The following is a 24,864-nucleotide window of genomic DNA, read 5'->3' as shown; positions in this document are numbered from 1 at the left end:
ACAGGAACGGAAGGTAGTCCCATGACGACGTATCGACAGGTTGGCCGGATCCAGGTCGCCGAGGCCCTGTATGACTTCGTTGAGAGCGAGGCTCTGCCGGCTGCCGGGCTCTCCTCCCACGACTTCTGGGCGGGAGTCGATAACCTGATCACGGATCTCACGCCGCGAAATCAGCAACTGCTCGCCACCCGTGACAGATTGCAGTCCTCGATCGATCAGTGGCACCATGCCCGTGCTGGCGAGCCGATCGAGCGACGCGAATACAGGGACTTCCTGACTCAGATCGGGTATCTGGTACCGGAACCGCCCCCCTTCCGCATCACCACTGCGAACGTCGATGACGAAATTGCCGCGACTCCGGGCCCGCAACTGGTAGTTCCTGTCCTCAATGCACGCTTTGCGTTAAACGCTGCCAACGCCCGTTGGGGTTCGCTGTACGACGCCCTCTACGGCACCAATGTCATCTCCGAGGACGGCGAGGCCGTACGAGGCGACTCCTACAACGAAATTCGAGGTGCCAAGGTCATCGCCTGGGCTCGGGCCTTCCTCGATGTGGCCGCGCCCCTCACTGAGGGCTCCCATGCCGATGTCGTCCGCTACTTCATCACCAATTTTGCCTTGAATGCCGAGCTTCCGGGCGGGGCGGTCACCACACTGGTAGAGCCAGGAAAGTTCGTCGGATACGCCGGAAGAGTCGACTGCCCAGACAGAGTTTTGTTGCAGAATAATGGCCTTCACATCGAAATCTGCGTCGATGCTGACTCGCCGATCGGACAGACCGATCGAGCTGGCGTGGAAGACGTGATGCTCGAGGCCGCGGTAACAACGATCATTGACTTCGAAGATTCAGTTGCCGCGGTTGATGCCGACGACAAAGTCGCCGGGTACCGCAACTGGCTGGGTTTGAATCGTGGCGACCTCACGCAGGAAGTAACTAAAGATGGTGCATCATTCAATCGCGTCCTAAACCCCGATCGTGTCTACACAAGCGCGGACGGCGGGGAGCTCGTCCTACACGGGCGTTCATTGTTGTTTGTCCGCAATGTCGGGCATCTGATGACTACACCAGCGATACTGCACGCCGACGGGACCGAGGTCTTCGAGGGTATTCTCGACGCTGTGATCACTGGTTTATGCGCAATTCCTGGGTTGTCGGTATCGGAGCAGACGGGGCCGCTCCAGAACTCTCGAACTGGATCTATATATGTCGTGAAGCCGAAGCAGCACGGGCCCGAAGAGGTGGCATTTACGTCCGAACTATTCAATCGCGTCGAGATAGTTCTCGGTCTTGCCGCCAACACGGTGAAGGTTGGAATCATGGACGAGGAACGCCGCACCACCATCAATCTTGCCGCGTGTATCAAGGAAGCATCTGAGCGGGTCGTGTTCATCAATACTGGTTTCCTCGACCGCACCGGCGACGAGATCCACACCTCGATGGCAGCCGGTCCGATGATTCGCAAGGCGGAGATGAAGAAGCAGCCCTGGTTTGGAGCCTACGAGGACAGGAACGTCGCCACCGGACTGGCCAGCGGGTTTCAGCGCAAAGCGCAAATCGGTAAGGGTATGTGGGCGATGACCGAGCAGATGGCGGAGATGCTCGAGCAGAAGATCGGCCACCCGAAGTCCGGAGCGAACACCGCATGGGTGCCGTCGCCTACTGCGGCCACCCTTCACGCTACCCACTACCATCAAGTCGACGTCTATGAGGTTCAGGACCGATTGCCTGATGCTCAACTGTCGGAAATCAACAGCTTGCTCACTATTCCGCTCGCCAGCGTCGGAGATCTGTCCGAATCTGAAAAGAGGGACGAAGTCGACACTAATTGTCAATCGATCCTTGGTTATGTCGTCCGGTGGATCAATGCTGGCGTCGGTTGCTCGAAGGTACCAGATATCCAAGGTATTGCACTCATGGAAGATCGTGCGACTCTTCGAATTTCGAGCCAGCTATTGGCGAACTGGCTCCGCCACGGGGTCGTCTCCTCTGATTACGTCATTGCGGCGCTGGAGCGGATTGCTTCCGTTGTCGACCGGCAGAACGCTGGAGACCCCGACTATCTGCCGATGGCGCCGGATTTTGATAGCAGCCTCGCATTCCAGGCAGCGAAGGAATTGATACTCGAAGGCGCACGGCAGCCCAACGGTTATACGGAACCAATCCTGCATCGGCGTCGACGCCAGTTCAAAGCCGGTGCCATGGCTATAGGACGCTGACGGGGAGCCCCCGCCTCCGTGCCGGCGACTTCTCACGTCACCTAAGCCCTCTTCTTTCCCCGGTTCGGTGCCACGAGGTCCAAGTGAGGATGGTCGAACAGTTCGACGACAAATGGCCATAATTGCCCTGGGAACCCATAGAATATCTCGGCACACAATGGGCCGTCCGAATGCCGATCGATCTTGGCCTGTCCGACCACGCTGAAAAACTGACAGGCAGGCGACCCGTGGCCTAACATAGGTGTGCCAACCGAGCCCAGTCGCATGACCGCTTGTCCAGAGTTTCTTGACCTCGAGCACCGTCCTGATACTGAGGGCCTCAGGTGGGAGCGAACCCGATCATGAGAATTAGGTTCCTTCCTCCGATTCAGGAGTGGGTCCACAATTTCCGAGCCGATGCCGAAGTTGGATAATTGGCCCGATAGGTGCCACATAACAGAACCGTCCAGATGGAAACTCTTATGATTCTGGAGTGCGCCAGCCTGGACGGTTCCGCTTCCCCTATTTCCGAAGGTCAGGCCGGGTGTACCCGGACCGGCACGCTTTCCCCCCTTCGAGGGTGTCGTTGAGCTTGGAACCGAATCGCCGATCAATTCCAATCGCTCGACTCGTTCCGCTAATGCGGTGAGGACCAACTCGACTTTTAGCCGTGTGTTCGGCTGCGCAACGCCTTGGTGAATGACCACGCCGAAAGCAACGTTGCCGGTTGCTAGGCGCGTGATGTCGAATCGGTCAGCGTCCTGACTCATTTGCGTGGATCACGAATGGCCGCGCCAAGGAACAGCAGCACCTTCTGTCCTTCCGGAATGCGCGTCCCCGCTACTTCCACCTCGTGGGTGGTTGTAGAAAAAACGTCTGGACCCGGGACTTGTATCGCAGCGGTTCGTCGAACGCGAAGCGCGCCAACGACGGATTCGCATCGAGTCGACCCCACTGTTCCGGATTGGCCGCGAGCGCCTCAACCGGTTTCGCGATCCCGTAGACGGTCGTATCCACCCTCGCGCCCACACCCGGTATGGCTCGAGGTAGGCCACGGGGCCTGCGTCACGCAGGGCTTCATGCATTGGAATAGGGCTCTGCCAGATTGGTTTCGGCGAACGGATCCAGGTCGAGAATGGGTGCGTTGCTGTCCGGGACGATGGTAGTCACGTCAGTCTCTCGTCGCTCACAGGTCGAGAACGAGTCGAGCTGAGCAGGAACGGGACACACAGATCATCATCGTCTCGCCAGTCTGCTTCTCCGCTTCGGTGAGGATCGAGTCGCGGTGGTCCGGCGTGCCGGAAAGGACCACGGTCTCGCAGGTCCCGCAGGTGCCTTCCTGGCACGACGAGAGTACCGGGACTCCGGCTTCCTCGATGATGTCGAGGATGGAGCGTTCGGACGGCACGTCCAATACCCGTCCGGTCTGCGCCAGCTCGATTTGGAAGGCCGTGCGCCGGCCGTCGGCCGCATCGGGCTTGGGCGCGAATCGCTCGATATTCAAAATGCCTTCAGGCCACGTGGCACAGTAGGCCTCCACCGCTTCGAGCAAGGATTCGGGGCCGCAGCAGTACACGGCGGTCTGCTCCCAGTCGGCGCCCGGTTCGCCGAGCGCCCCGGCAAGATTGATTCGACCGCGTTCATGCTCAGGGTAGATATCGACCTGCCCTGGGTAGCGCTGCTCCAACTCGTCGAGGTAGGCCATCGAAGTCCGGTGCCGGCCTCCATAGACCAGTGCCCATTCTCGCCCCGTCGCGGCGATCTCCGCGACCATCGGCTTCAACGGCGTTATCCCGATCCCGCCGGCAATGAACACGTAGCGCTTGGCATCGACCAGGGGGAAGTGGTTCCGCGGACCCCGTACGCGAATTCGGTGTCCGACCTGAAGCGCCTCGTGGACATGGCGGGAGCCACCCCGGCCCTCCGGTTCGCGGAGCACCGCAACCTGGAACGCCGAGAGGTCACGAGGGTCACCGCACAACGAATATTGGCGCACCAGATCGTCGCCGAGCACCAGATCGATATGTGCGCCCGGCTCCCAGGCCGGAAGTGGCCGCTGGTTCGGGTGCCGCAGCGTCAGTTCGACGACGCTCTCGGCTATGGCTTGCTTGTGCTCGAGAATGAGTTCCAGGTCCGGTTCGGCGGGTGCTGTGGTGGTCATGGGTCTGTTTTCCTATGTCAGGGCGTACACGCCGGCATTGACCGGCGCGGGCTTGGGATCGACGGGAGCCGGATCGTGCCCGCGGAGGTCAGCGAGCAGCCACTCCCACATTTCGACCGGATCCTCGAATTCCTGTTCAGCGCAGTGGCACACTGCACGCAGCAGGTCTGTACAGGGTGTCCAGTGGATGCGATAGACGCGCGCGCCCGATAACACAGGAGTGTTCGGTGCAGCCGCGGTCACGGCGCTACTGCCGACGTGGATCGTTGATTCGACGTCGCACGCAACTTCCGTCGGGTGGGCCGATTCGTGCTCAAGGACATCGGACGTCCGGACGCGGGGACGCTGACATGTAGGCACCGACACGTTGAACCGTCTGGTTCATTTCGTAGGCAACCATTCCCATATTGGCCGATTCCTCTGCCCATAGCCCGATGCACGCGTTCGGGCCCGCAGCGGTCACGAACATGACCGCGTGGTCCAAGTCGATAACCGCTTGTCGCACCTCGCCGCCGGCGAATCGGCCTCCAGCACTGCGAGCCAGCCCGTGCAATGCCGATGCCATTGCGCAGAAGTGTTCGGCGTCAGCCTCTTCTGTAGTGCTGCAGCGCGCCATCAGAAGCCCATCGGTCGACAACAACACCGCGTGGCGCACGCCAGGCAATCGCTGGGCCAATTCGTCCAGAAGCCAGTCGAGATCGGCGGCACGCGCAGTCACTGGTGTCCTTCCTGGTGGTTGTGGATATCGGGGCGAACTTCGCGACCTTGCCTGGTCCCGGTCTCGATCGCCGAGAACAGGTCTCGCGCCTGCTCGGCTGAACGTGATTTGGCTGGGTTCGGCAAAGCGGGACCACCCGCTGTGAGCGGCCCGGCCAATTCGGGGGCAAGACTCTCCTGCCGTTGCCTCTTGGGTAGCGGCGGTCTCCCATCAGGGATGGAGGGATGCTCGTATGCAGGCGCACCGTCGCCGGACGGATTGCGAATCGGGGCCCAGGGCTGCTCGTCGGTTGTCGCATCAGTGAACGGTGACCCAGAAAAGCCGTCACGGGTCGTTAGCGGAGAATGCTCGGGCGGTGCGCGCCAGTGTCTTTCTGCCGGCGAAAGCTGCTGCGTGGGTGCAATGTCGAAATCGCTCCGCGAATGCGGACTAGCAACCGCGGCGTTGGCAGTCGGCTCGTCGGTCGGCGCGGACAGCAGCTCCAACGGGACGATTACCACGGCCTTGATCCCGCCGTAGTCGGACTCGGTCAGACGGACTTTTATCCCGGTTCGAGACGCGAGTTGCGACACCACGATCAGTCCGAGGCGTGAATCGCTCGAGAGCTGCATCAGGCTGAAATCTGGTGCGCTCCTGAGCAATTCATTGACTCGTTCGAGCTCCGCAGCGGGCATACCGAGCCCTTGGTCGACGATCTCTATCGCCGCGCCTTTGCCTACGATGCTTCCCGCAGCCTGAACCCAAGAGGAGGGCGGCGAGAAGGAGGTCGCATTGTCGAAGAGCTCGGCTAACAGGTGAATCACGTCGGCAATGACGCTCCCGTTGATCCGAACTTCCGGAAACCGTGCGACCCGAACCCTGGAGTAGTTGTGGGTCTCGGCGATCGCACCGCGCACGACAGCGTGCAGAGGTACCGGATTGCGCCATTGCCGGCCGGGACGCTCGCCGCCCAAGATGATCAGATTCTCCGCGTTGCGCCGTTCTCGGGTGGCCAGGTGATCGAGCTTGAACAGCACCTCCAGGAAGGCTGGATCCTCCTGCTGAGCCTCCGCGGCATCCAGTACTTCAAGTTGGCGGTGCGCCATGAGTTGGCTACGGTGGGCAAGATTCAAGAAGACCGCGTTGAGCGTCTCTCTGGTCTTCGCTTCGGTAACAGCCGCCGCGACCGCAGCCCGCCCGGCTGTGTCGAATGCGTTGGCCACTTCACCGATCTCATCGCGACCGAAGTCAAGGACCGGCAATGCCAACTCGACGTCGACCAGCTCACCAGCGCGGATGCTGGCCATGATGGAGGGCAACTGCTCCTCCGATAGCGCTAGTGTCTGCTGGCGCAGCCGCTTGAGCCGCCGAGTGAGCCGGTTCGCCAGCCACAAGGTGATCAGAAACGCCGCCGCCACCATCGAAAGTGCCAATCCGCCAACGAGTATCGCCGTGCGCGTGGTGTCGTTGGCGTTCGCGATGGCCCTGCGCTGCACGTAGTCGTAGCGGGTATGCCACAGCGCGTTCACTCGGTCGGCCATCACATTGGAGTTCTGTTGCATTGCAACAAGATCCACCGTCTGCAAGGGGCCGGTGACCGGATGGGCCGAACTTTTGACTGCGGCCTGGTCCTGAGCACCGTACTGAATGACCGAGTTCTCGAAGGCAACCAGCTGCTGCCACTGCGGACCGGATGTCAGTTCGGAGATCTGTTTCCGCATATCGACGTCGGTACTCTGCGCAACCGCGTCAAGCGAGGCGTGGTATGCACCGACTCGCCCGACGAACTCCCGAAACAATTCGCCGTCGAGGCCGTGGTCTTCGGCAGTCGAGTTGACGAGCGCGTACCCAGCCGAAAACGAGTCAGCAGCCCGAAACAGCGTCGCAGTGGTCGACGCGTCGAGTGCACCGCTGATGTCGGAGGCTTTCCGTGCCATGATCTCGATGGCTTGCGCTCCGAACGCGTTTACCTGGCTATAGATCCCGTACGCCTCGCTTAGGCTCGCTGTGTCGGCATCGACACGTGCACGAAGATCGACCAGATCACGGATGCTGTTGCTGAATTGCGTGGCGAGCTCGTCGAGTGCTCCGGGAATGACATCGATCACCGTTGCTGACGCATCGGCGAGAAGACGACTGCTCGAGTCCACTCGCTGACGCTGAGCCCTGAGTTCGGCATCGGTGACATTGCGGTGGGCGATTCGTAGGAACGTCAACTGACGTTCACGCATGATGGCGTCAGCGAATTCCACAGTGTGCGGGGCCGATTGGAGAAGCGCATCGGCCCATCTGCGATCCTGCCGCGCCTGTCCGATCAAATGGATCACGACACCTGCCACTGCAACGGTGACAACGAGACTAAGGATCAATGCGACAGCGAGAACGCGCGCGCGAACACTAACCAAGTGGCGCCGCACACCTGTACGGGGAAATCCGTCACGCTGGGTGGCGGTAGTCAAAGGAATGCGTGGTCTCACCATACGCGTTCACCGGATCGCGGGCTGGCAGAAATACGAGTCGACGTGCGTGGCGCGGTCTGTCCAACAGGGTGGACAGTGGCACAGGCGCGGGAATCGGCTCGCTGGATCAAGCGTGGTTCCGGACGCATCACGAAACGTCCGAAAATATAGAGAGCGATGAACGATAGATAGAGGGCAATGAACGGAATCATACTTTTCCGGAACGCTGGATTGGGTTGGGATAACTAGGGGGACAGCTTTCACCTCTATCGGCATCGCCTGGACAGGGCGTGGCGAAGCCGCTCAGCCGCGTGCGGCTTTGAGCAGGTCCTCGATGGCGGTGAATTTAATGCGGGGGCGGTCGCCTGCCTTGCCTGCGGTCTTCTCGGCCGTGTCGATAGCTTTCCAGCCTTCGCGGTCGACGGCGTCGGGTTGCCGCTCGGTAGCAGGGCCCCGAGCGCGGATCGATCGCCTTGGGGGGCAATGAGTTTGCCGGAGGTGAAGTCCTGAAGCAGCTGTTCCACGGTTTCGGTGGCATCGACCCGGTTGGATCCGATCACGCCGCGCGGGCCGCGTTTGATCCACCCCGACACATACACACCGGTCACGTGGGCGCCGTCGGCGATCACCCGGCCGTGTTCGTTGGGCACGATCCCGGCGCGCTCGTCGAAGGGCAGATCCGGGATCGGGGCACCGCGGTAGCCGATGGAGCGCAGCACCATCGACGCCGCCAGCGTTTGGGTGCAATCGGATGGGCGTGCCACGACCCTGCCGTCCTCGGCGACCAGTTCGTTGTGCACGAACTCGATGGCTTCGGCCTTCCGGTTGCCGCTGATCGCGGTCGGTGAGGCCAGGTAGCGGAACACGATGCGCTTGTTGTCCGGGTTCGGTGCCTTGGCCGCGTATTCCCGGGCCAGCTCATACTTCAGGCGCAGCGACGGTTCGATCTCTGGATCGTCGAGCAGGGCCTGGCTGGAAGGATCCAGCTTCAGCTCGGCGGGGTCGATGGTCACGTCGACGCCCTTCAGATGCCCGAGGGCCAGGAATTCCGCGGACGTGTAGGCGGCCTGCAGCGGGCCGCGGCGGCCCAGGACCACGACCTCTCGCACGTTGCTGTTGCGCAGCGCCTCGAGGGCGTGCTCGGCGATATCGGTCTTCGCCAGCTCGTCGGGCGGCAGGGTCAGCACCCGCGCGACGTCGACGGCGACATTGCCGTTGCCGACGATCACGACCCGCTCACCGGTCAGGTCGAAATTGCGGTCGGCGTAGTCGGGGTGCCCGTTATACCAGGCCACGAACTCGGTGGCCGAATGTCTGCCGGGCAGATCCGCACCCGGAACATCCAGGCGGCGGTCGGTGGAAGCACCCACGGCATAGATCACTGCGTGATGATGGGCGGCCAGCTCCTCATGCGAAATATGTTTGCCCACCTCGACATTCAGCCGGTATTGGAGGGTGTCGCGGCGGAACGCGCTTTCGAACATCGACGACACCGACTTGGTGCCCGGATGGTCGGGGGCCACACCAGCACGCACCAGACCCCACGGTGTCGGCAGCCGGTCGAACATCTCCACCTCGACATCGACGCGGCTCAGCAGTTCGTCGGGCGCATAGCAGGCCGCCGGCCCCGCACCGACGATCGCCACCTGCAGCGTGCCCAGTTCCTTGGGCGGACGCGCCGGGGTCACCTTCGGATCGAAATTCGACTCCAGCGGGTACCGCTGGAAGTAGGCGGCATTGATATCGCGGAAGCGGGCCAGGGAAGCGGTCAGATCGTCTTCGGAGAAGATGGCCTCCACCGGGCAGGCATCCACACAGGCACCGCAGTCGATGCAGGTATCGGGGTCGATGTGGAGCTGCTCGGTCGTCGCGAACTCGGGTTGCTCCGGAGTGGGGCGAATGCAATCGACCGGGCACTCGGGTACGCAACTCGCGTCGTTGCAACAACGCTGTGTGATCACGTAGGCCATATCTCGCAGATCCTCGAAACGTATTGGGCATTCCCCACCCGGGATGGGACAGGGTGTGCGAAATGTCGGGGGTTACAGCTCATTCGGAGGACTGCGGCATCCGATCCCCGGCTGCCGAGGACGCTGCACCACATGTACATCACCAGCTGTCGGCTGCAGACGATCCGCTCACTGATCCGGTCGCGCTCGAACCTGGCGATTTCGTCCGCTTCCCGGCGACGTGCCTTACCGTCACGTCGCCGTCAGCAAACAGGTCACCGCCCTTGGGGGTGGTGACGGTTCCGCAGCTGAACCAGTTCGGAACCGCCGATTCGAGCTAGCAGTCATTTCAGCCAGTACCACGTCAGGCCAGGTCCCCTCGGGTGGGCAGCGTCAGTTCGACGTCTCGATCTCTGATGCGGATGGTCACCGAGCTGTTCACTCCGTGGGGTCCTTGGTCGATGGGCCGAAGTGCGGGGTTGATGTCGAACCGCGGGAAGGCGCCGCCCGCGATCAGCAGACGAATGCGGTGGCCGCGTTTGAACAAGTGGGTAGTGCCGTCGAGGTCGATTCCGACGCGATGTTGCCCGCCGCGCGAAAAGCGGGTGATTTCGTCGCATACGTTGATCGACTTGTTGCCCGAGACATCGCACAGGCGGGCGAAGATGTCGAATTCCTTCGAAGCGTCGACATTGAGCGACACATGTGGGTGCCCGGAAACGAGCACGTCCTCCGTCAGTGGGGCGCTCGTATATACGACCACATCCGGCCTTGATTCGAGATCGGTATTATCCACGTTTCCACTGCCGCGGAGAGCCATGATGTTGCCGCCGACGGCGGGTGTGGGATCAGACGCGTCGTAGATGAAAGTTGTCCAACTGTCTCGCGCATCTTCCTTGCTGTTCTGCAACTCAGCGCCAGCGGCTCCGAACAACTGCATTGGAGTTGACGGCGGTGGCCATGATTCCAGCGTGATGACAGTGCTTCGGATGCCACCGACCGCGACCTGGTGTTGCCGGTGGCCTTCGTGCCGACGATCACCGAACACATCATCGAGCCAGTTCAGTGCCCGATTGAGGTGCGCCGAATTGAAAATGAGCTCTCGTTGGGATGTGTGGCCACCCCGGGACATGTGAACTTCGAGATCCACACCGTTTTCCTGAAGTTGACGCCATTGGGTCAGGGTCTGCCTCAGGAAGAGGTCGTTCCATGCGCCCTCGAGTAATACGGGACGGCTGATTCGTTCAAGTGCCGCCGAATGGTTGTAAGGCTTCCAATAGTCATCGGCCGGATCAGAATTGCGAACCCAGTCATCGTACCAGGGGGAAAGTTCGCGCATTTTGGCGGTCGGCGCGTCCGTCAATGCTCTCGTCATCAGTGCGGTCTTGCTCTCGGAAGCGCTCTTTACCATGCCGTAGAGGGGGCCGTGCGGATCGTGACGACGAGACTGTACATTCGACCATTCATAGAAGTTGCGCAGGTCGAAAACTCCTCGCCCACGCGCGACGCCACTGAAGTCGTGCGGTCCGATAGCCACGATCATCGCCACCCATTCCGGGATCTCGTACTCGGCGAGTGCGAATTGGGTATAGGCAATGTAGCTGAGACCGTATGTCGCGAATCTACCTGCAAACCAATGCTGGTTTCGCATCCACTCGACGATGTCATAGCCATCGTCGGCCTCGCAAATCATCGCTTCGAAGGTACCCTCGCTTCCATCGGTACCGCGACTGGCCGTAACCAGGACGTTGTAGCCGCGAGCAGCAAAGAATATCGCGCTTGCTGCGGATGCCTTGCGGCCATAAGGAGTCCGGATCAGTATGCTCGGAAAGGGTCCGCCGCCCGTCGGAGTGTAGAGATCTGCCCGAATCGCTACACCATCTCGGAGAGTAATCGGCAGTCCGCGTGTGACTTCATAGCTATTTCTTACCGGCGCGTAGCGCATTGCTGCAGATTTGAGTCGATGACTTAATTTCGGACCCTGTGTAACTTCTTCAACCTGTCGCAGCGCCATTGATTTGACTTCCTCCTCAGTGTTGCCGGTGTTTTCCTAGGCCCTCACTGATCCGAGTAAGCGGCCCCGGCCCCGGCGGGATTGATTCTGCTAATAGAGCGATGGTTACCCGTCGTGTTGTAGCGAACGGGGACGTCTTTGGGGCGGGCTGGAGCGGTTCGGAAGTCTAGGCATTCCGATCAGAGCGGCCCGGCAAACGCGCTTGGCACCACGTTGGCATCGGAATTTCTCCTGGTAACTCAACCTGGGCGGGCCAATCTGCCGCCCGCAGTGTCCATCATCCGGTACTTTTTCCACTCAGTCAAGCTGACGAATCTACTATTAAAAGTGACGCTCCGAGTGTGTCGCCACCGCAGGTAATCCGGGCGCGGAGGTCATCCGCGCAGACTTCGCCGACTGGAGAAAGCGATCGCGCCGCAATACCGGATTGACGGCTGCCCCAATCTCAACCCTGATGGACCTGTTGGTGGCCCACTCGGGTGCCGCGCCCGAGGCGGGCGTGACGGTATAAGGCCGTGCGCCCGATGCCGATGCCGACGACTATGAGCGCCGAATGCATCGAGAGCGGCGCTACCGATCGGTATGTGGAACAGCTTCCTGGGCCTGGGTACTTTCCCATCTGACGATTTCGGACACTGCTGTGGGATAGGTCTCGGCGTAGCTGCTATCGATTGCGACAGGGCTCTTGCTCGGGCCCTTCGCCCACTACCTTGTATTTTGGCGGCTTGGTGCGGCGCCCGTCCTGGTGCGGGTCGCTGCCTCCATCGGCGCCCTGCTGTACGTGCAGGGCGTCGCGGGGAACAACTTCCAAGACCAGTCGGTCGACACCCCGTCGATAGCTTGGTCGGGCAGCCCGGGAGTAGGTGCGGCCACGGGAAGTGCATGACGCCGATGTTGCGCAGCACCGAGAACTGGAACGCGACGAACATGGCGATCGCGCCCTGTGCAAAGTTGGCGACATCTGTCCCCTTGAACGCTGCCATCAGGCTGAGGCTCGGCGCGCCGATACCGAGCCCGATGAGGGCGAAGAGCGCCAATGACTTGAAGACATCCATTGCAGGCGCCCTCCTTTCGATTGGTCCTACACGTGCCCCCGGACGGCTACCAGTCCGTTGAGCCCACTGATCGGAGCATTTTCTTAGCAAGATGTCAACGGGGGCTGAAGAGTCGACTTGGTGGTCCGTAGTGCCTGCATGAGTCAGGCGGCAGGCTTTTCCCTTCTGGCCTGGTGTGGACTGTCGCTAGGGCCTATCCTTGGCTGGCCACACGGCCGATGGAACAGGATAGCGATATGTCAAACTTGATGTGGAAACCGAGCGCGGGTGTCACGATCGGGCCCCTGCCGCCGATTGATCCTGAGCTGGTCCCGGCTCTTCGCGCTGCCAAGGAACTGTTGCCTGACCCGCACAGCGAGAATTTCATCTCTTCGCTACGAGATTTTGCTGGACAAGGTCGATTAACCGATGGGGACCTTTCTCGAGGCGGAGCATTTGAGTTCGAGGAAGTAACCGTTCCCGGCCTGGCTTCGGATCCGCCTGTCTCATTGCTCGTTTGCCGGCCGACAGCTACACCTGGTCCATACGCAGTTTCGTACTACATTCACGGTGGCGGGATGATCTGTGGGGAACCGCGGATGGCAGAAATTACCAGCTACCTCGAGCGGGCGAAAGAACTGCAAATCGCGGTAGTCGCGGTCGACTATCGCTTGGCGCCCGAACATCCTTACCCGGCACCAGTCAACGACTGCTACGCGGGTCTGCGCTGGTTGGCCGACAACGCTCGGCAACTGAATATTGACGCTGGGCGCATCATCCTAGGCGGAACGAGTGCAGGGGGCGGCCTGGCCGCTGCCGTAGCTTTGATGGCGCGGGATGTCGGAGGGCCCGACGTAATCGGCCAGATGCTCCTGTCTCCCATGCTCGACGACAGGTGCGATTCGCCATCGGTGATCCAGGGAGAGGGTCTCGACGTTTGGGACCGCTCAGCTAATCTCGTGGGCTGGGGAGCTCTGCTGGGCGATCACAGGGGTACGACTACGGTCGCTCAGTACGCGGCTCCGGCACGCGCCACGGACCTTTCGGGTCTACCTCCGGCATTCATAGACGTCGGTGGGTCCGAAATCTACCGCGACGAGGCTGTCGCATATGCCTCTAAGATTTGGCTCTGCGGGGGCCAGGTCGAGCTTCACGTTTGGGGCGGCGGATTTCACGGATTCGATGTCGTAGCTTCTGATGCGGCGATTTCTCAATCTGCGAGATCAGTCCGAGTGCCGTGGATGAGGCGCATCCTTGGGGACGTCGCGTGAGGAATTTACTGACCGCGATATTTACCTCGTTGCCGACAAAGGCGCCTGAGGCGCAGACGTAAGTCGCGTCCACGGCGCGGTGTTCGTGCTGCTCGCTGACGTGCGTGGCGTCGTGATGTGAGACGGCCATCGTGTGGCCCTTCAGGAGTTCGTCCCGTGGGCGCACGCGCAGCGTTACGATCGCGCACCATCGAAGGGTTCTTGTAACCGGCGGCGGCTGTCGTCCGTGCTAAAAGGGCACCCTGCCGTTACTGGACGGGTGGTCTTGGTTGCGGGCGGCAGCCGTGGCGTAGGCAAAGCGGTCTCAGGGATCTGCACCCGATGATAAGACCGCCATCGCAATTGGCGGCTTGCATCGCTAGGTGAACTGATTCGCTGAACGCGGCGTCACCCTCGAACGCCGTGCTTAGAACCTCTCCAGACGTGACTTGTGTGATCGCTCATCGATTCGTCCTTTGGCTCCCCCTGTGCGGTCGCTTCCTCGCTACGCGCGATCACGCCCTGCTCGGTCTTGCAGGTGCTAGCACGCCTTCGGTGGCTACTTCGGGCGCTGTGTGCGGAAATCGCTGATCGACTAGACCGGCGGCGCCTGATAGAGGCCAGCATGATAGTCCGGCAAGGCGCCGTGGTCATGGCTCTCCGCTCCGGCGTTGCTGCGCGAGGGGCCAGTGTTTGGGGCCGGCGGTAGAAACGTATGTAGCGTCGGCGTCGTTCCGGGTGTCTGGAGAGCGGCTGGTGAGCAACCGTTTGGTGCCCCGTCTTGACGGCTCCGGTGCCGTGGCTGCGCGGGTGGCGGGCTTGCTTCGGCGCACAGTGTTGTGAATCTCAAACACTTCGCAGACTGCCAGCAGCATGAACTGAGGGGAGACCGGTTGGTACGTCGCCACGCATCCCTGCAACCACAGTGACTCCATAGGGAACGCGGCAAATGCGGTCCGCAATAGCTACTCGTCCATCTGGCTACGCCTGGAGTGCACGGTTGCTCCTGAGTGTTCTGGCCCCGTTGGCGGCGCGGTACACCGGTGGGCTGGGGCAGCGGACTAGCATAATGCTAGACGCATCTATTTTCCGCACATATCCTTGGGGCATGGCAGTGCGTGCTATCCGTTCATTGACCGTCGGCTCAGAGGACCTTCTTGCGGCGGCGCTGGCCGACTTCGGCCGCGGCCGACCAGTCGTGATCGTTGCCGAGGATGCCCCCGAGTGGCGCGCATGGATCGCGGTTTCAGCCGATCTGGCGGACACCCACACGGTGTCGTTTCTCGTGCGGCACACGTCGGGGTTCGTGCAGGTCGCCCTGTCGCCTGGCGCCGCCGAGCGGTTGAACCTGCCGCCGATGGCGGGCGGCTTCACCGCCGACAGGCCGAAATTCACGGTCACCGTGGATGCTGTCTCCGACACCTCGACTGGGATTTCCGCCCGCGACCGCGCCCGGACGATCCGGACGCTGGCGGCAACGGAATCAACCGCCGCGGACTTCACGCGCCCTGGGCACATCGTGCCAGTGGTTGCGCACCGCGACGGCCTGCGCGGCGCTCGAACGGTCATCGAGGCCGCGCTCGAGTTGGCCGCTCACTCCGGGCGTGCCGCGGCGGTGGCACTTGCCGAGTTGGTCAGCGTCGAGGACCCGCGGGCGATGGCCACTGCCGTCGAGGCTCAGGCATTCGCGGCGAACCACTGCCTGCAGCTCCTAACCATCGGTGAAATCGTCCACGCCCAGCGGTTGAGCAGCGATGTGCGCACCGTTGCGGCCCGGATACCGCTGCTGGGTGGGGATTTCCGTGCCGTCGGCTTCACCTGTGGCGATGGAGTCGAACACCTTGCGCTCGTGTTCGGCGACGTCAAGGGCAAGGCGAGGGTTATCGCGAGCGTTCACCACGAGTGCGTCATCGGCGATGTGTTCGGATCGCTGAGCTGCGAGTGCCGGGAGCGTCTGGGTGCCGCGTTGCGTACCGTCATGGATTCGGGCGCTGGCGTCGTCGTCTACCTGCGCGGTTCGAACGCTAGCGCCGACAATCCTGCGAGTGTATTGGACCGCGTCGTCGCCGACGGCGGGCGCTGCGTGCAGTCCGACCACCAAACCACGACCGACCCGCAGACCATCGCCGCCGTCGCCGACATACTTGACGGGCTCGCGATCCGCTCGATACACCTGCTGCCGACGAGCGAACTGACATGGTTCCCCGAGTGGGTGACCCGAGACACGTCGCGCGACCTCGCGCGGCCGGTGGTCGACGCGGGTTGAGCCGTTTCCTGAGACCCCCACATACCATAATCCCCATTGCCGTTGTCTAGCATAACGCTAGATTATTGCCGCTGGCGAGCGTTCCGGCCGCGATCGAGGCCGGGCTACTTTGGCTCGGACTCACCGGCGCCGCCAATGTCGCGTTGCCTCCTCCGGCGGGCCCCTCGACTCGAGGTGAGCAGCTGGCCGGGCGCGATTGGCGGACCGGTTGCGATCATCACCGGTTGATCGTCAGTGATATCGCTCGGGGGCTGGCCTGGACGAACGGTCCTGTGGGTGTCGGACGAGGGCGGCACCGTCGTTGGCGTGACCACAGACATCTCGACACAGTTGTGCAACGACGATCTAGTGCGGGACTCAGCCACGCGAACAGGCATTGGCCGCCGTCGCTCTACGCTAGCGACGACTTGTCCTTCATCGCCGGGGGAACTTGCCCATCGACGGCGGCACGCTCACATGACCGCTCGAGCGGTCGCAGCCAACGGGGCGGCTGGCGACCGGTACCTACACGGTCTCAACCTAGCGCGGCTTTCCCGCCGCATTGCTGCACCGACGCTCGCGATCTGCGGCGACGCTGACGGCGTTGTGCTCAAACGAAGGGTGTTCCGGATAGCAGTGGAGCGCGTCCTGGCGGAGGCGGCTATCGGGGCCACCGTGGACGGGCCGCACGGATATTCGGCCTGTGGGTAGGGAGCGGCCGGCGAGGGACTTGGATGAGTGTGCTCACCGACATGAAAACCATGGGGAGAAGACGTCTTCTTCCTCCTCCGCGAGGGACTGAAAGGGCTGCTCGACAGGTAATGCCGAACCTTCGTTCAAACCTGCGCTTCCGCAGGGGCCATGGCGAAGCTCGACGCCGCCAGCGATACGGGATCTATCGCCGTGGTCGACAGCGCCGAGCACCCAGAATCCCCTCGAATCCCACGACTGCGCGGGATCGAACCCTTGGGATTGCCACCGCCACGGACATCGATGGTGTTCGGTAGAAGTGCAGGGCTACGGCCGACGCTCAGTCGCGCGCGCCTGCCTCGGACGCTTCGACCATGAGCTGTTGGGCGTCCTTGGTCTGGTCGCCGGCAAGGGCGATCGAGGTCCTGCGCTGCAGGCGCCAGCCGGCGGGTGTTCGCACCAGGTCGTTGCGAATGTAGGCGAGGCGGGCGACGACGGCTCCCTTGGTCGAGAAGTACTTCGTTTCAGGGCCTGGCACGTACACGCGGTGGTAGTGGTATGCGACCGCCGTGTCGCCGTCGATGCGAATGAAGGGGATGCTGGGCACGTGGGCGGCGCCGTCCTCGCACAACTTGAGGTGCAGCTCGTCACTCATTACCCGCTCCTGCGGAATCAGGCCGTGCACCGGGGAGTTGAGGCCGCCGCCGTCGGCCCACAGGCGTGAGTACGCCGGCTGGTCGGCTGAGTCCGCTGCCGGCCCGTAGCGGGCCAGCAACTTAATGATGTCTAGCTCATCCGTCGCTCGCTGCAACTGAGCCTCGAGCCTGTCGAGGCGCGCCTGCGTATCGTCGGTCACTCCTTTTGTCCTCTCGTCACGTTGGAGTTGTCGGGCCTGCATACAGTGCTCACAGCCGATCCGATCAGAATGTGTTGGTTTTCGTTGGGGGGCATTAACCAAAGTCGTTGTCGGGCCACGGCGTCCACGGCACGATCTGGTGGAAGCGACTGCGGTGGAAGACTAGCGGCCTCTTCCTGTCGAACGTCTTCAGTTCGTGGATCTCGAGCAGTGCGACGTCGTGGTCGCCAGCCGGTAACTGGTCATGCAGCGAGCACTCGAGCCAAAGGGCAGCGCCGTCCAGGAAAACTGCCCCGTGCTCAGTGCTGCGCCACCGGACGCCGTTGAACCGGTCAGCGGCGCTCCTCGACGCCACCTCGCGCGCGAGGTCGGCTTGGTGGTAGCTCAGCACGCTGACGCCGAAGTGGCTCACGCCGCGCAATACCGGCCATGTGGTCGAGGTGTGCGCCACGCAGACCGACACGAGGGGCGGGTTCAGCGACACCGACGTGAAAGAACTCGCCGTCAGACCGGCCGGTGTGTCGCCGATAAGGCCGGCGACCACCGTGACGCCGCTGGGGAACGCCGCGAACGCGTTGCGCAGCACCGCCTCGTCCATTTGGTTTCGGGTGACGTGCAACGAGTGCCTCCTCAAGTAATTTAACGCAATGCTAGACGAAATCTCCCAGGCTGACTATCCCTACTGCATGCCATTTATCCGAGCCGCAAGGCTGAGGTTGGTCTACGCCCTTTGACGTCGGAATAGCATAATGCTACATTCGCGTTGTGTTGATGAGGATGCGGGCCTTCCCCTCAGCGGAGTGCCCCGACTCGAAGGAACAGTTGGCTGGATGCGATTGGCGGATCGGGTTGCGATCATCACCGCGGCGGCCGCTGGCATCGGGCGTGTCGGCGCGGAGGTCTTCGCCGCCCAAGGTGCCTGGCTTGTGTTGAACGACGTCGACCAAGGTGGGCGTGACGAGACGGTTCGCCAGGTGCTGGAAGCCGGCGGCACCACAGTGGATGTGTCGGGCGACAGCTCGACCGAGCAACGACGCCCCTATGACCGCCGCATTCGAGAACTGCGGCCGTCTCGACGTGTTCTGGGCCAATGCCGCTGGCGGGCCCGCAGCACGTTGCTCAATATCGATCCAGACAACGTCGACATGTTGCTATCGGTCAACGTCAAGGCCCCTGACTGGGCGCCCGCTCGGCGATGAAGACTCTGGTCGACAACCCGTATCCCTCGTTCATCATCACTGCGTCGCTCGCCGGTCGCGCGCGGACGCACCAGACCGCCTATCAAGACCCCGAAAGGTGGAGCAGTGATGCTCGTACGGACTTTGGCCAAGGAACTCGCGTCGCTCGGAAGGGCGAACAGAGTGTGTTCCGGGCCGACGACCACTGACAAGACGCTCGCGTTGACCGATACGGCCAGGCTGAAGCGCATCACCGACCCGACATTGCTGGGCGGGGTCGGCGGACCACGGCAGCAGGCGATGGCCACGTTGCTCTTCGCCGGTGAGGACGCCTCATGTGTGGCCGGGGTGGACCTGCCCGTCGACGACGGGATAGCGGCATGATCGGGTCGACTAGGCCGACAAGCACTGACGAGTTCGCCGAGATAGAGCTGCAGGTGGCCGGCTCGGCAGTGTCCTGCCTGTCAATGGGGACAGGACCACAGGCACTGTTGCTGCACGGGCTGAACGGCCGGGGGAGCGTGCTGCCGTTGGCAAGGGAGCTGGCGACCCGGTTCCGCGTAGTGGTGCCGAGTCATCCGGGTTGGGACGATGAGCCGACTATAACCGGTGTCGACAGTGCGACCGATCTAGCGGAGCGCTACGCCGAGCTGTGTGAGCAGCTCGACAATCTAGTGGGAATCGTGGGCTGTTCGTTCGGCGCATGGATCGCCATGCAGATGGCAGCGACGGTGACCCGGAATTCAGCGAGCGTGGTGTTGGTCTCGCCGATCGGGGTTAAAGCGGGGAGCCGGGAGAGTCGCGACTATCTCGATCTGTTTGCCGTCTCCCACGAGGAGGTCATGCGCGCCTTCTATGGCGGGCGAGATCGATGGCCGGATTTCTCGGCGTGGACAGACGAGGAGTTTCTCGCTATGGCGCGTGCCCAGGAGTCGGTCGCGCGCTACGGCTGGCAACCGTATCTACACGACCCCAAGCTCGCGCGGCGTCTTCGCCGCATTGCTGCACCGACGCTCGTGATCTGCGGCGATGCTGACGGCGTTGTGCTCAACCGAGATGTGTTCGGCATGGTGGTGGAGGGCATTCCGCGCGCGCAGGCGGCAACTGTTGGCGGCGCGGGCCATATCGTCGAGCAGACACACGCCGGCGAGGTTTCGAAATTGATCGTCGGCCACCTCTCCGGTGTGGGAATTAGCCGTGATAGGGAGAGGGCATAACGTGTTTCGTAGCTTCATTTTCACCGAAATGCCGTACCCGAGTCTCCCCCCGAGCGAGACCATCCCGGCCGTGCGGGTGGTCCTGCCGAACAAGTGGTTTGACCCGGACATCGGTCACGAGCTCTACAACCGCTACCTCGATATCTACGTCGCGGCAGATGAGCTCGGCCTGAATGTGATGCTGAATGAGCATCAAGCCACGCCGACATGTCTGAACAGCGCCCTTCCCTTGCACCTGGCGACGCTCGCAAAGATCACCAAGAACGCGAGGCTGCTTGCGTTGGGTAACCCCGTCGCGAACCGCAGTGAGCCGGTTCGTGTCGCGGCGGAGCTGGCGACCATCGACATTGTGTCCAGAGGGCGACTCGAAGCTGGCTTCGTCCGCGGTTCGGCGATGGAGTTGACTCCGACCAACACGAACCCGGTGACGCAGAAGGCCCGGTTCTGGGAGGCAGTCGATCTCATCGTGAAAGCGTGGACGACGCACGACGAGGCCTTCTGTTGGGAGGGAGAGTTCTTCCACCACCGGTCGGTGAACATCTGGCCGCGCCCTTACCAGCAGCCGCACCCGCCTATCTGGGCCACCACACTCAGTGCCGGTTCGACAGCCGAATTCGCCCGACGTGGACACGTCACGGCAACGATGGTTAACGGCCATGTGGCCTGCGGAGAGATCTTCGACGCGTACCGCCGCACGCGGGCAGCCATGGACATGCCTCCGGACCGCGATCTGCTCGCGTACAGCGGGTTCGTCTTCGTCGCCAAGACCGATGCCGAGGCTTATGAGCAGGCGACCAAGCTGAAGTGGTTTTTCACCAGCCAGGAACACACGCCGTCGCAATTCATCGATGTGCCCGGATACTTGCCAGCGCAAGTTCGGGCGGAGGAACTCCAGCGCAGCCTACGCGATCAGAACAGCTCGGGTGGCATGGCCGAAGTACTGCGCAAGATAGGCAGCGCGCCCATCCAGAAGCTCGTCGATGACGGCATTTTCTTCGTCGGCAGCCCGGACTCCGTGTTCCGTCAGATGGAAACCTTCTACGAGCGGGTCGGCGGCTTCGGAAACTTCCTGATGGAGATGCAGTCCGGAACCATGGGCTTCGGCGTGACGGTTGACAGCATGCAGCTCTACGCCGAGAAGGTCCTGCCACGCTTCGTCGAGGAGATCTACGACAACCCCAAGCACCCTGCGAACGTTGGCTACTTCTGAGGTCGTGCCCGCAGCCGCCACCAAGCAACCTGCCTGGGCGTTCGCGGCTGGTCCGACCTCCAGGAGGACGACTCGCACTTGGCCTCGATGCACCGATGCGGTTTCTCGGTCGCCCGCGCGCCGCGGGCGCGCGGGCGCCTAGGTTTGGGTAGGCAAGTAGGCGCTGGTCTACCTGGCCTTTCCACTGTTGTCTCCGGTCGTAGGGACGGTTTACCAGTGTTCGGCGATTGAGAGTGTGGTGGTGGTCGCGTGCACAGCTGCCGCCATGCGGTGGCCCGAGGTCAGTGAGCGGGCAAATGCGGGACGGGTTTTCGCTGCGGACGCGCGAACCGAGCACGAACGGCGATGATCTTGCGGCACAGCGTGGCTGTCCTTTGGCGGACGCGGCTTGCCCGTCGCGCAGCCGCATTCCTGGGATCACCGGCGCAGCCAGATCGGTGCTGATCGTGGTCCCCATGGTGAAAGACCTTTGCGCAGAACATGTTTGCCCGCGATCTTGGTGTACCCGCGGGATGCGCCCTGCTTGGCGTGCCCATACACCGGTAGCAGCAGCGAGTCGATCTGCTCGTCACGAAGCCTGCAACCCCGACCCGTCCACCGCGATCAGCTGGCTCATCGATGTCGGCTACCTCAACCGCCCGGCGACCATGACCGTCGCTGACCAGACGCCGCGTCCGGCCCGAGGAGACCGCCGCGCTGATCGAAGCACGCGCCAAGTCACGGAACAGCTCGAAGCCTTCGACTCCTCCGCCACTTCCGAATCGACCGGGGCTGCAGGGTTCAATTCGGTGACGGTCTACCTGTTCATGAACCAGTTCGTTGCCGAGAACGGCGGAGATCTGCCGCTGGATGTCAGGCTTTCCCGACTATCCTCGGTCCCTCCAACACGCACCTGCAGGCCAAGCCTTCAGCTCCTCCGAGGCGCCGATCCAGTGCGCGGAGATCTGCACGATTTCGATGGCGCCGTCCGTTGGACGCCGTTGGCCGGTTCAAGCCGGACGGTGACGCGTTAAGCCCGATCGTCATCCTCGGAAGTAACCGCTAAACAGCTGCTATTCAGGGCGCAGTGTGGTCGGCGTACCTCACGGTCATTTGGATTGAGTCACGCCGTCGAGGAAGCGCATCAGGATCTCGCGTGCCGCATCGTCGAGCTCCTCGACGGTTCGGCCCATCTCCTGGGCGAAGCGGGTTCGGTACAGCGAGTACCCGGTGAAAAGCGCGGACAGCATCGCGTGCAGTGCCTCTACGTCCAGGTCGGACCGCAGGTCGCCGTCGCGCTGGTCCTGCTGCAGCACAGCGATGACAAGTCGCTTGCCAGGCAGGATTCGGATGTCGGGATCACCATCGAGGTGAAGCAGCGTGATCAGCGTGTTCTGGTCTTGGAGCGAGGCAATCTTGGCGAGGTCGTTGAGCGTGCGCTCGACGAACGGTTGCTCCGCGCGACTTGCGTCCATGCCCCAGGTCGGCGTCGACTTCGCTCGGTGGCGCAGCGCCGAACGAAGGAGTTCGCGTCGCGTCCCGTAGTAGTGATAGACCAGCCCGCGGTTGACCTTGGCGCTGTCTGCGACCTCGCGCAGGTTAAGTCCAGCGAGCACACCGTTGTCAGCGAGCAGCTGTAACGCCGCCGCTTCGATGATCCGTTCGGTCTGCTCCCGGTTGCCGGACGCCCCAGACTCGACGTGCTCTGTGCCTGCGGCGCCGCGGTGCCGGTCGCTGGAACTCGACGAGGGGGTTGTTGGCATGGTTCGTCCGCGAGCCTGCCTTCCGTTTGCTCGTGGCATCTCTCTCTATTCACGCGCGACTATACACAGTGTCTAAAACAATAGCCTACAGCCTGATCTACCGCCCAGTCTACTCAGCCGGGTAGGCAGGGCACCAAGTGTTACGAGGCTCGTTGTGACCAGATTGGCAATATGCTAATCTCGCGGCGAGATGCTTTCTTTCGAACTCACCGGCAAGGTCGCCGTTGTCACTGGCGCCACCGGCCACCTGGGCAGCGATCTGTCGCTGGCGCTCGCCCGTGCTGGCGCGAGACTGGTGCTGATCGGGCGATCCGGCGAGGCGCTCGACGCGCTCGCCGCCCGGGTCGCCGCAGGGGGATCCGAGGCCCGGTCGGTCACCTGCGACCTGAGTGTGGTCGCCGACGCGGAGCTGGCTGCAGCGCGCGCGTGGCACGCCTACGAACGAGTCGACATCGTCGTCTATAACGCCGTGACCGGGCTAGAGGGCGGCGCGTCGCTTGTGGACACACCGGCAGAGGTGTGGGACGCGACCTACTCCCTCATCGTGCGCGGGTGCGTCGCCCTGTGCAGTGGGCTGGCGCCACGCATGATGGGTCAGGGCGGCGGCTCGATCGTCACGCTGGGATCCTCCACGGGGCATACTCCAACTCCTGGTTTCGCCGCCTACGGGCTGGCGAAGGGTGGGCTGATGTTGCTCACCAAGTACATGGCCCAGGAGTGGGGCCCAGGCAACATCCGGGCCAATTGCATCGTCCCGGGCTCGATCGCGTGGCTGGGCCATGAGGAGGGGATGACCCGCCTAACGCGCAAGCGGGGGATTCTCGACCGTATCTCGATGGGCCGCGTCGGCCGGCACGATGAGGTCGTCGGCGCGCTGCTCTACCTCGCGTCCGATGCCTCGTCATTCACCAGTGGTCAGGTGGTCACCGTCGATGGTGGGCGTTTTTGAGGAGAGGAGCAGCAGTGCAGGACGATTTCTGGTCGCAGCTGGACTCGGAGCTCGCAGCGGCTCTGCGGCGCATTCCACCAGAGGTGATCGCGCCGATCCGTCCTGAGGGCATCGAAGCTCAGCGTGCCCTCGTCGCCGGGATGATGCCCGGCGACCCGCTGGACCGTATCGGGCCCGGCCTCGCGGTGTCGGAGGTCTCGATTCCCGTCGACGACGGGGAGCTAGAAATGTTGGTGTTGATCCCAGACACAGAGAATGCTCGGTCCCGGCCGGCAATCCTGCACATCCACGGCGGCGGCCTCGTCGCCGGCGATCGCTTCACTGGCCTGGACCGGGTGCTCGACCTGGCGATGAAACTGGGCGCCGTCGTTGCTTCCGTCGAGTACCGACTGGCTCCGGAGCACCCCTACCCAGCGCCCATGAACGACTGCGTGGTAGCCCTGGACTGGCTCTTCGATGACAGCGCAGCTCTCGGCGTCGATGCTAATCGGGTGCTCCTCTTCGCGCCGAGCGCCGGTGGCGGCGTAGCCCTGGGTACGGTGCTCTGGCGTCGGGACCACGAGCAGCGACTGCCGTGTGGGATGGTGCTGGTCGCACCGATGGTCGACGACCAGGAGAGCTTTCCCTCTAGCACCGCGTTCGGCGATGGTGCGCCATGGACCTCAATCTCGAATCGGACCGGCTGGGCGGCCTACCTCGGCGACCTCTACGGCTCCGACGACGTGCCGGTCTATGCGGCCCCGACGCGCTGCACCGACTTCGCCGGGCTGCCTCCGACGCTCATCGACGTCGGCTCGAGCGACATCTTTATCGACGAGGGCCTGGACCTTGCGACGCGGATGCGCCGAGACGGCGTGCCTGTCGAGTTGCATGTCTACCCGGGTGGGTTCCACGGGTTCGACGTGATGGCCGCCGACACGACCCTCGCGCGGAACGCCCGCGCGAACCGGTCGGCCTTCATCGAGCGGATCCTGGCAGCGGGCTGGCCCGTCGCGCCCACAGATACTGTCAGGTGAG

The 24,864-nt window shown here is 62.7% G+C and carries 16 protein-coding genes and 3 pseudogenes; 9 read left to right on the top strand and 10 right to left on the bottom strand.

All coding sequences use genetic code 11. From position 1 onward, the window contains the following. The first annotated feature begins 21 nt into the window (after positions 1–21). Positions 22–2,217 carry a malate synthase G gene (locus tag ACQPYR_RS29650; protein WP_433622220.1) on the top strand — a complete coding sequence of 732 codons (2,196 nt, stop codon included), beginning with the start codon at positions 22–24 and terminating at the stop codon, positions 2,215–2,217. A gap of 1,165 nt (positions 2,218–3,382) precedes the next feature. Here the strand turns inward: ACQPYR_RS29650 and ACQPYR_RS29645 are convergent. The 6 genes and pseudogenes from ACQPYR_RS29645 to ACQPYR_RS29620 all read right to left on the bottom strand — a co-directional run bounded on the left by ACQPYR_RS29645 (position 3,383) and on the right by ACQPYR_RS29620 (position 11,476). Then, the gene (locus ACQPYR_RS29645; RefSeq protein WP_433622219.1) at positions 3,383–4,357 is read right to left on the bottom strand and encodes a PDR/VanB family oxidoreductase; all 975 of its coding nucleotides are present in this window, start codon (positions 4,355–4,357) and stop codon (positions 3,383–3,385) included. A gap of 313 nt (positions 4,358–4,670) precedes the next feature. Then, positions 4,671–5,075, bottom strand: a complete 405-nt coding sequence (locus ACQPYR_RS29640) for a roadblock/LC7 domain-containing protein (RefSeq protein WP_433622218.1) — start codon at positions 5,073–5,075, stop codon at positions 4,671–4,673. Further along, on the bottom strand, positions 5,072–6,160 hold the full coding sequence (locus tag ACQPYR_RS29635) for a sensor histidine kinase (RefSeq protein ID WP_433635276.1): 1,089 nt from the start codon (positions 6,158–6,160) through the stop codon (positions 5,072–5,074). Before ACQPYR_RS29635 ends, ACQPYR_RS29640 begins: the two co-directional genes overlap by 4 nt. 156 nt (positions 6,161–6,316) lie before the next feature. Next, a pseudogene (locus ACQPYR_RS29630) lies at positions 6,317–7,285 on the bottom strand (nitrate- and nitrite sensing domain-containing protein); the annotation flags it as partial. A 531-nt stretch (positions 7,286–7,816) separates the two neighbouring features. After that, positions 7,817–9,483 (bottom strand): annotated as a pseudogene (locus tag ACQPYR_RS29625) (FAD-dependent oxidoreductase). A 343-nt stretch (positions 9,484–9,826) separates the two neighbouring features. Further along, positions 9,827–11,476, bottom strand: a complete 1,650-nt coding sequence (locus tag ACQPYR_RS29620) for a CocE/NonD family hydrolase (protein WP_433622217.1) — start codon at positions 11,474–11,476, stop codon at positions 9,827–9,829. Positions 11,477–12,749: 1,273 nt separating this feature from the next. Here ACQPYR_RS29620 and ACQPYR_RS29615 point away from each other — a divergent pair. Together ACQPYR_RS29615 and ACQPYR_RS29610 are read left to right on the top strand one after the other, a co-directional pair. Continuing rightward, positions 12,750–13,781, top strand: coding sequence for an alpha/beta hydrolase (locus tag ACQPYR_RS29615; protein ID WP_433622216.1), 1,032 nt, complete (start codon positions 12,750–12,752; stop codon positions 13,779–13,781). Positions 13,782–14,784: 1,003 nt separating this feature from the next. Next, complete coding sequence (locus ACQPYR_RS29610; protein ID WP_433622215.1) at positions 14,785–16,026, top strand: 3,4-dihydroxy-2-butanone-4-phosphate synthase; 1,242 nt, start codon at positions 14,785–14,787, stop codon at positions 16,024–16,026. 1,009 nt (positions 16,027–17,035) lie between these two features. On the opposite strand, the gene ACQPYR_RS29605 is transcribed toward ACQPYR_RS29610, so the two are convergent. Continuing rightward, positions 17,036–17,551 (bottom strand): nuclear transport factor 2 family protein, encoded by a 516-nt coding sequence (locus ACQPYR_RS29605; protein WP_433622214.1) that lies wholly within the window; start codon positions 17,549–17,551, stop codon positions 17,036–17,038. Positions 17,552–17,645: 94 nt separating this feature from the next. Next, entirely contained in the window at positions 17,646–18,170 is a 525-nt protein-coding gene (locus ACQPYR_RS29600; RefSeq protein ID WP_433622213.1) for a flavin reductase family protein, read from the bottom strand. 211 nt (positions 18,171–18,381) lie between these two features. On the opposite strand from ACQPYR_RS29600, the gene ACQPYR_RS29595 reads away from it, so the two are divergent. From ACQPYR_RS29595 to ACQPYR_RS29580, 4 genes are all read left to right on the top strand, one after another. Next, on the top strand, positions 18,382–18,750 hold the full coding sequence (locus ACQPYR_RS29595; protein ID WP_433622212.1) for a hypothetical protein: 369 nt from the start codon (positions 18,382–18,384) through the stop codon (positions 18,748–18,750). Between the two features lie 21 nt (positions 18,751–18,771). Then, positions 18,772–19,113 carry an SDR family oxidoreductase gene (locus tag ACQPYR_RS29590; RefSeq protein ID WP_433635275.1) on the top strand — a complete coding sequence of 114 codons (342 nt, stop codon included), beginning with the start codon at positions 18,772–18,774 and terminating at the stop codon, positions 19,111–19,113. Continuing rightward, positions 19,110–19,946 (top strand): alpha/beta fold hydrolase, encoded by an 837-nt coding sequence (locus tag ACQPYR_RS29585; RefSeq protein WP_433622211.1) that lies wholly within the window; start codon positions 19,110–19,112, stop codon positions 19,944–19,946. Before ACQPYR_RS29590 ends, ACQPYR_RS29585 begins: the two co-directional genes overlap by 4 nt. A gap of 70 nt (positions 19,947–20,016) precedes the next feature. Beyond that, positions 20,017–21,156 carry an LLM class flavin-dependent oxidoreductase gene (locus ACQPYR_RS29580; protein WP_433622210.1) on the top strand — a complete coding sequence of 380 codons (1,140 nt, stop codon included), beginning with the start codon at positions 20,017–20,019 and terminating at the stop codon, positions 21,154–21,156. Positions 21,157–21,502: 346 nt separating this feature from the next. Here the strand turns inward: ACQPYR_RS29580 and ACQPYR_RS29575 are convergent. Both ACQPYR_RS29575 and ACQPYR_RS29570 read right to left on the bottom strand, forming a co-directional pair. After that, positions 21,503–21,717 (bottom strand): annotated as a pseudogene (locus tag ACQPYR_RS29575) (IS1380 family transposase); the annotation flags it as partial. A gap of 527 nt (positions 21,718–22,244) precedes the next feature. Further along, the gene (locus ACQPYR_RS29570) at positions 22,245–22,898 is read right to left on the bottom strand and encodes a TetR/AcrR family transcriptional regulator (protein ID WP_433622209.1); all 654 of its coding nucleotides are present in this window, start codon (positions 22,896–22,898) and stop codon (positions 22,245–22,247) included. 190 nt (positions 22,899–23,088) lie between these two features. Here ACQPYR_RS29570 and ACQPYR_RS29565 point away from each other — a divergent pair, with 190 nt between their 5' ends. Together ACQPYR_RS29565 and ACQPYR_RS29560 are read left to right on the top strand one after the other, a co-directional pair. Next, positions 23,089–23,847 (top strand): SDR family NAD(P)-dependent oxidoreductase, encoded by a 759-nt coding sequence (locus ACQPYR_RS29565; protein ID WP_433622208.1) that lies wholly within the window; start codon positions 23,089–23,091, stop codon positions 23,845–23,847. Between the two features lie 14 nt (positions 23,848–23,861). Then, a complete protein-coding gene (locus ACQPYR_RS29560; protein WP_433622207.1) occupies positions 23,862–24,863 on the top strand; it encodes an alpha/beta hydrolase in 1,002 nt (333 codons plus the stop codon). Position 24,864: the final 1 nt, after the last annotated feature.

The sequence above is a fragment of the Nocardia sp. CA-120079 genome (assembly GCF_050955745.1).
Classification (GTDB): domain Bacteria; phylum Actinomycetota; class Actinomycetes; order Mycobacteriales; family Mycobacteriaceae; genus Nocardia.
This window is presented reverse-complemented; position numbering and strand designations above follow the sequence as displayed.

Bases quoted from the DNA above. Each gene is read 5' to 3' on its own strand.
- ACQPYR_RS29635 (WP_433635276.1), bottom strand. From the start codon at position 6,160: ATGGCGCACCGCCAACTTGAAGTACTGGATGCCGCGGAGGCTCAGCAG.
- ACQPYR_RS29620 (WP_433622217.1), bottom strand. From the start codon at position 11,476: ATGGCGCTGCGACAGGTTGAAGAAGTTACACAGGGTCCGAAATTAAGT.
- ACQPYR_RS29615 (WP_433622216.1), top strand. From the start codon at position 12,750: ATGGAACAGGATAGCGATATGTCAAACTTGATGTGGAAACCGAGCGCG.
- ACQPYR_RS29650 (WP_433622220.1), top strand. From the start codon at position 22: ATGACGACGTATCGACAGGTTGGCCGGATCCAGGTCGCCGAGGCCCTG.
- ACQPYR_RS29585 (WP_433622211.1), top strand. From the start codon at position 19,110: ATGATCGGGTCGACTAGGCCGACAAGCACTGACGAGTTCGCCGAGATA.
- ACQPYR_RS29570 (WP_433622209.1), bottom strand. From the start codon at position 22,898: ATGCCAACAACCCCCTCGTCGAGTTCCAGCGACCGGCACCGCGGCGCC.
- ACQPYR_RS29565 (WP_433622208.1), top strand. From the start codon at position 23,089: ATGCTTTCTTTCGAACTCACCGGCAAGGTCGCCGTTGTCACTGGCGCC.
- ACQPYR_RS29645 (WP_433622219.1), bottom strand. From the start codon at position 4,357: ATGACCACCACAGCACCCGCCGAACCGGACCTGGAACTCATTCTCGAG.
- ACQPYR_RS29595 (WP_433622212.1), top strand. From the start codon at position 18,382: ATGCGATTGGCGGATCGGGTTGCGATCATCACCGCGGCGGCCGCTGGC.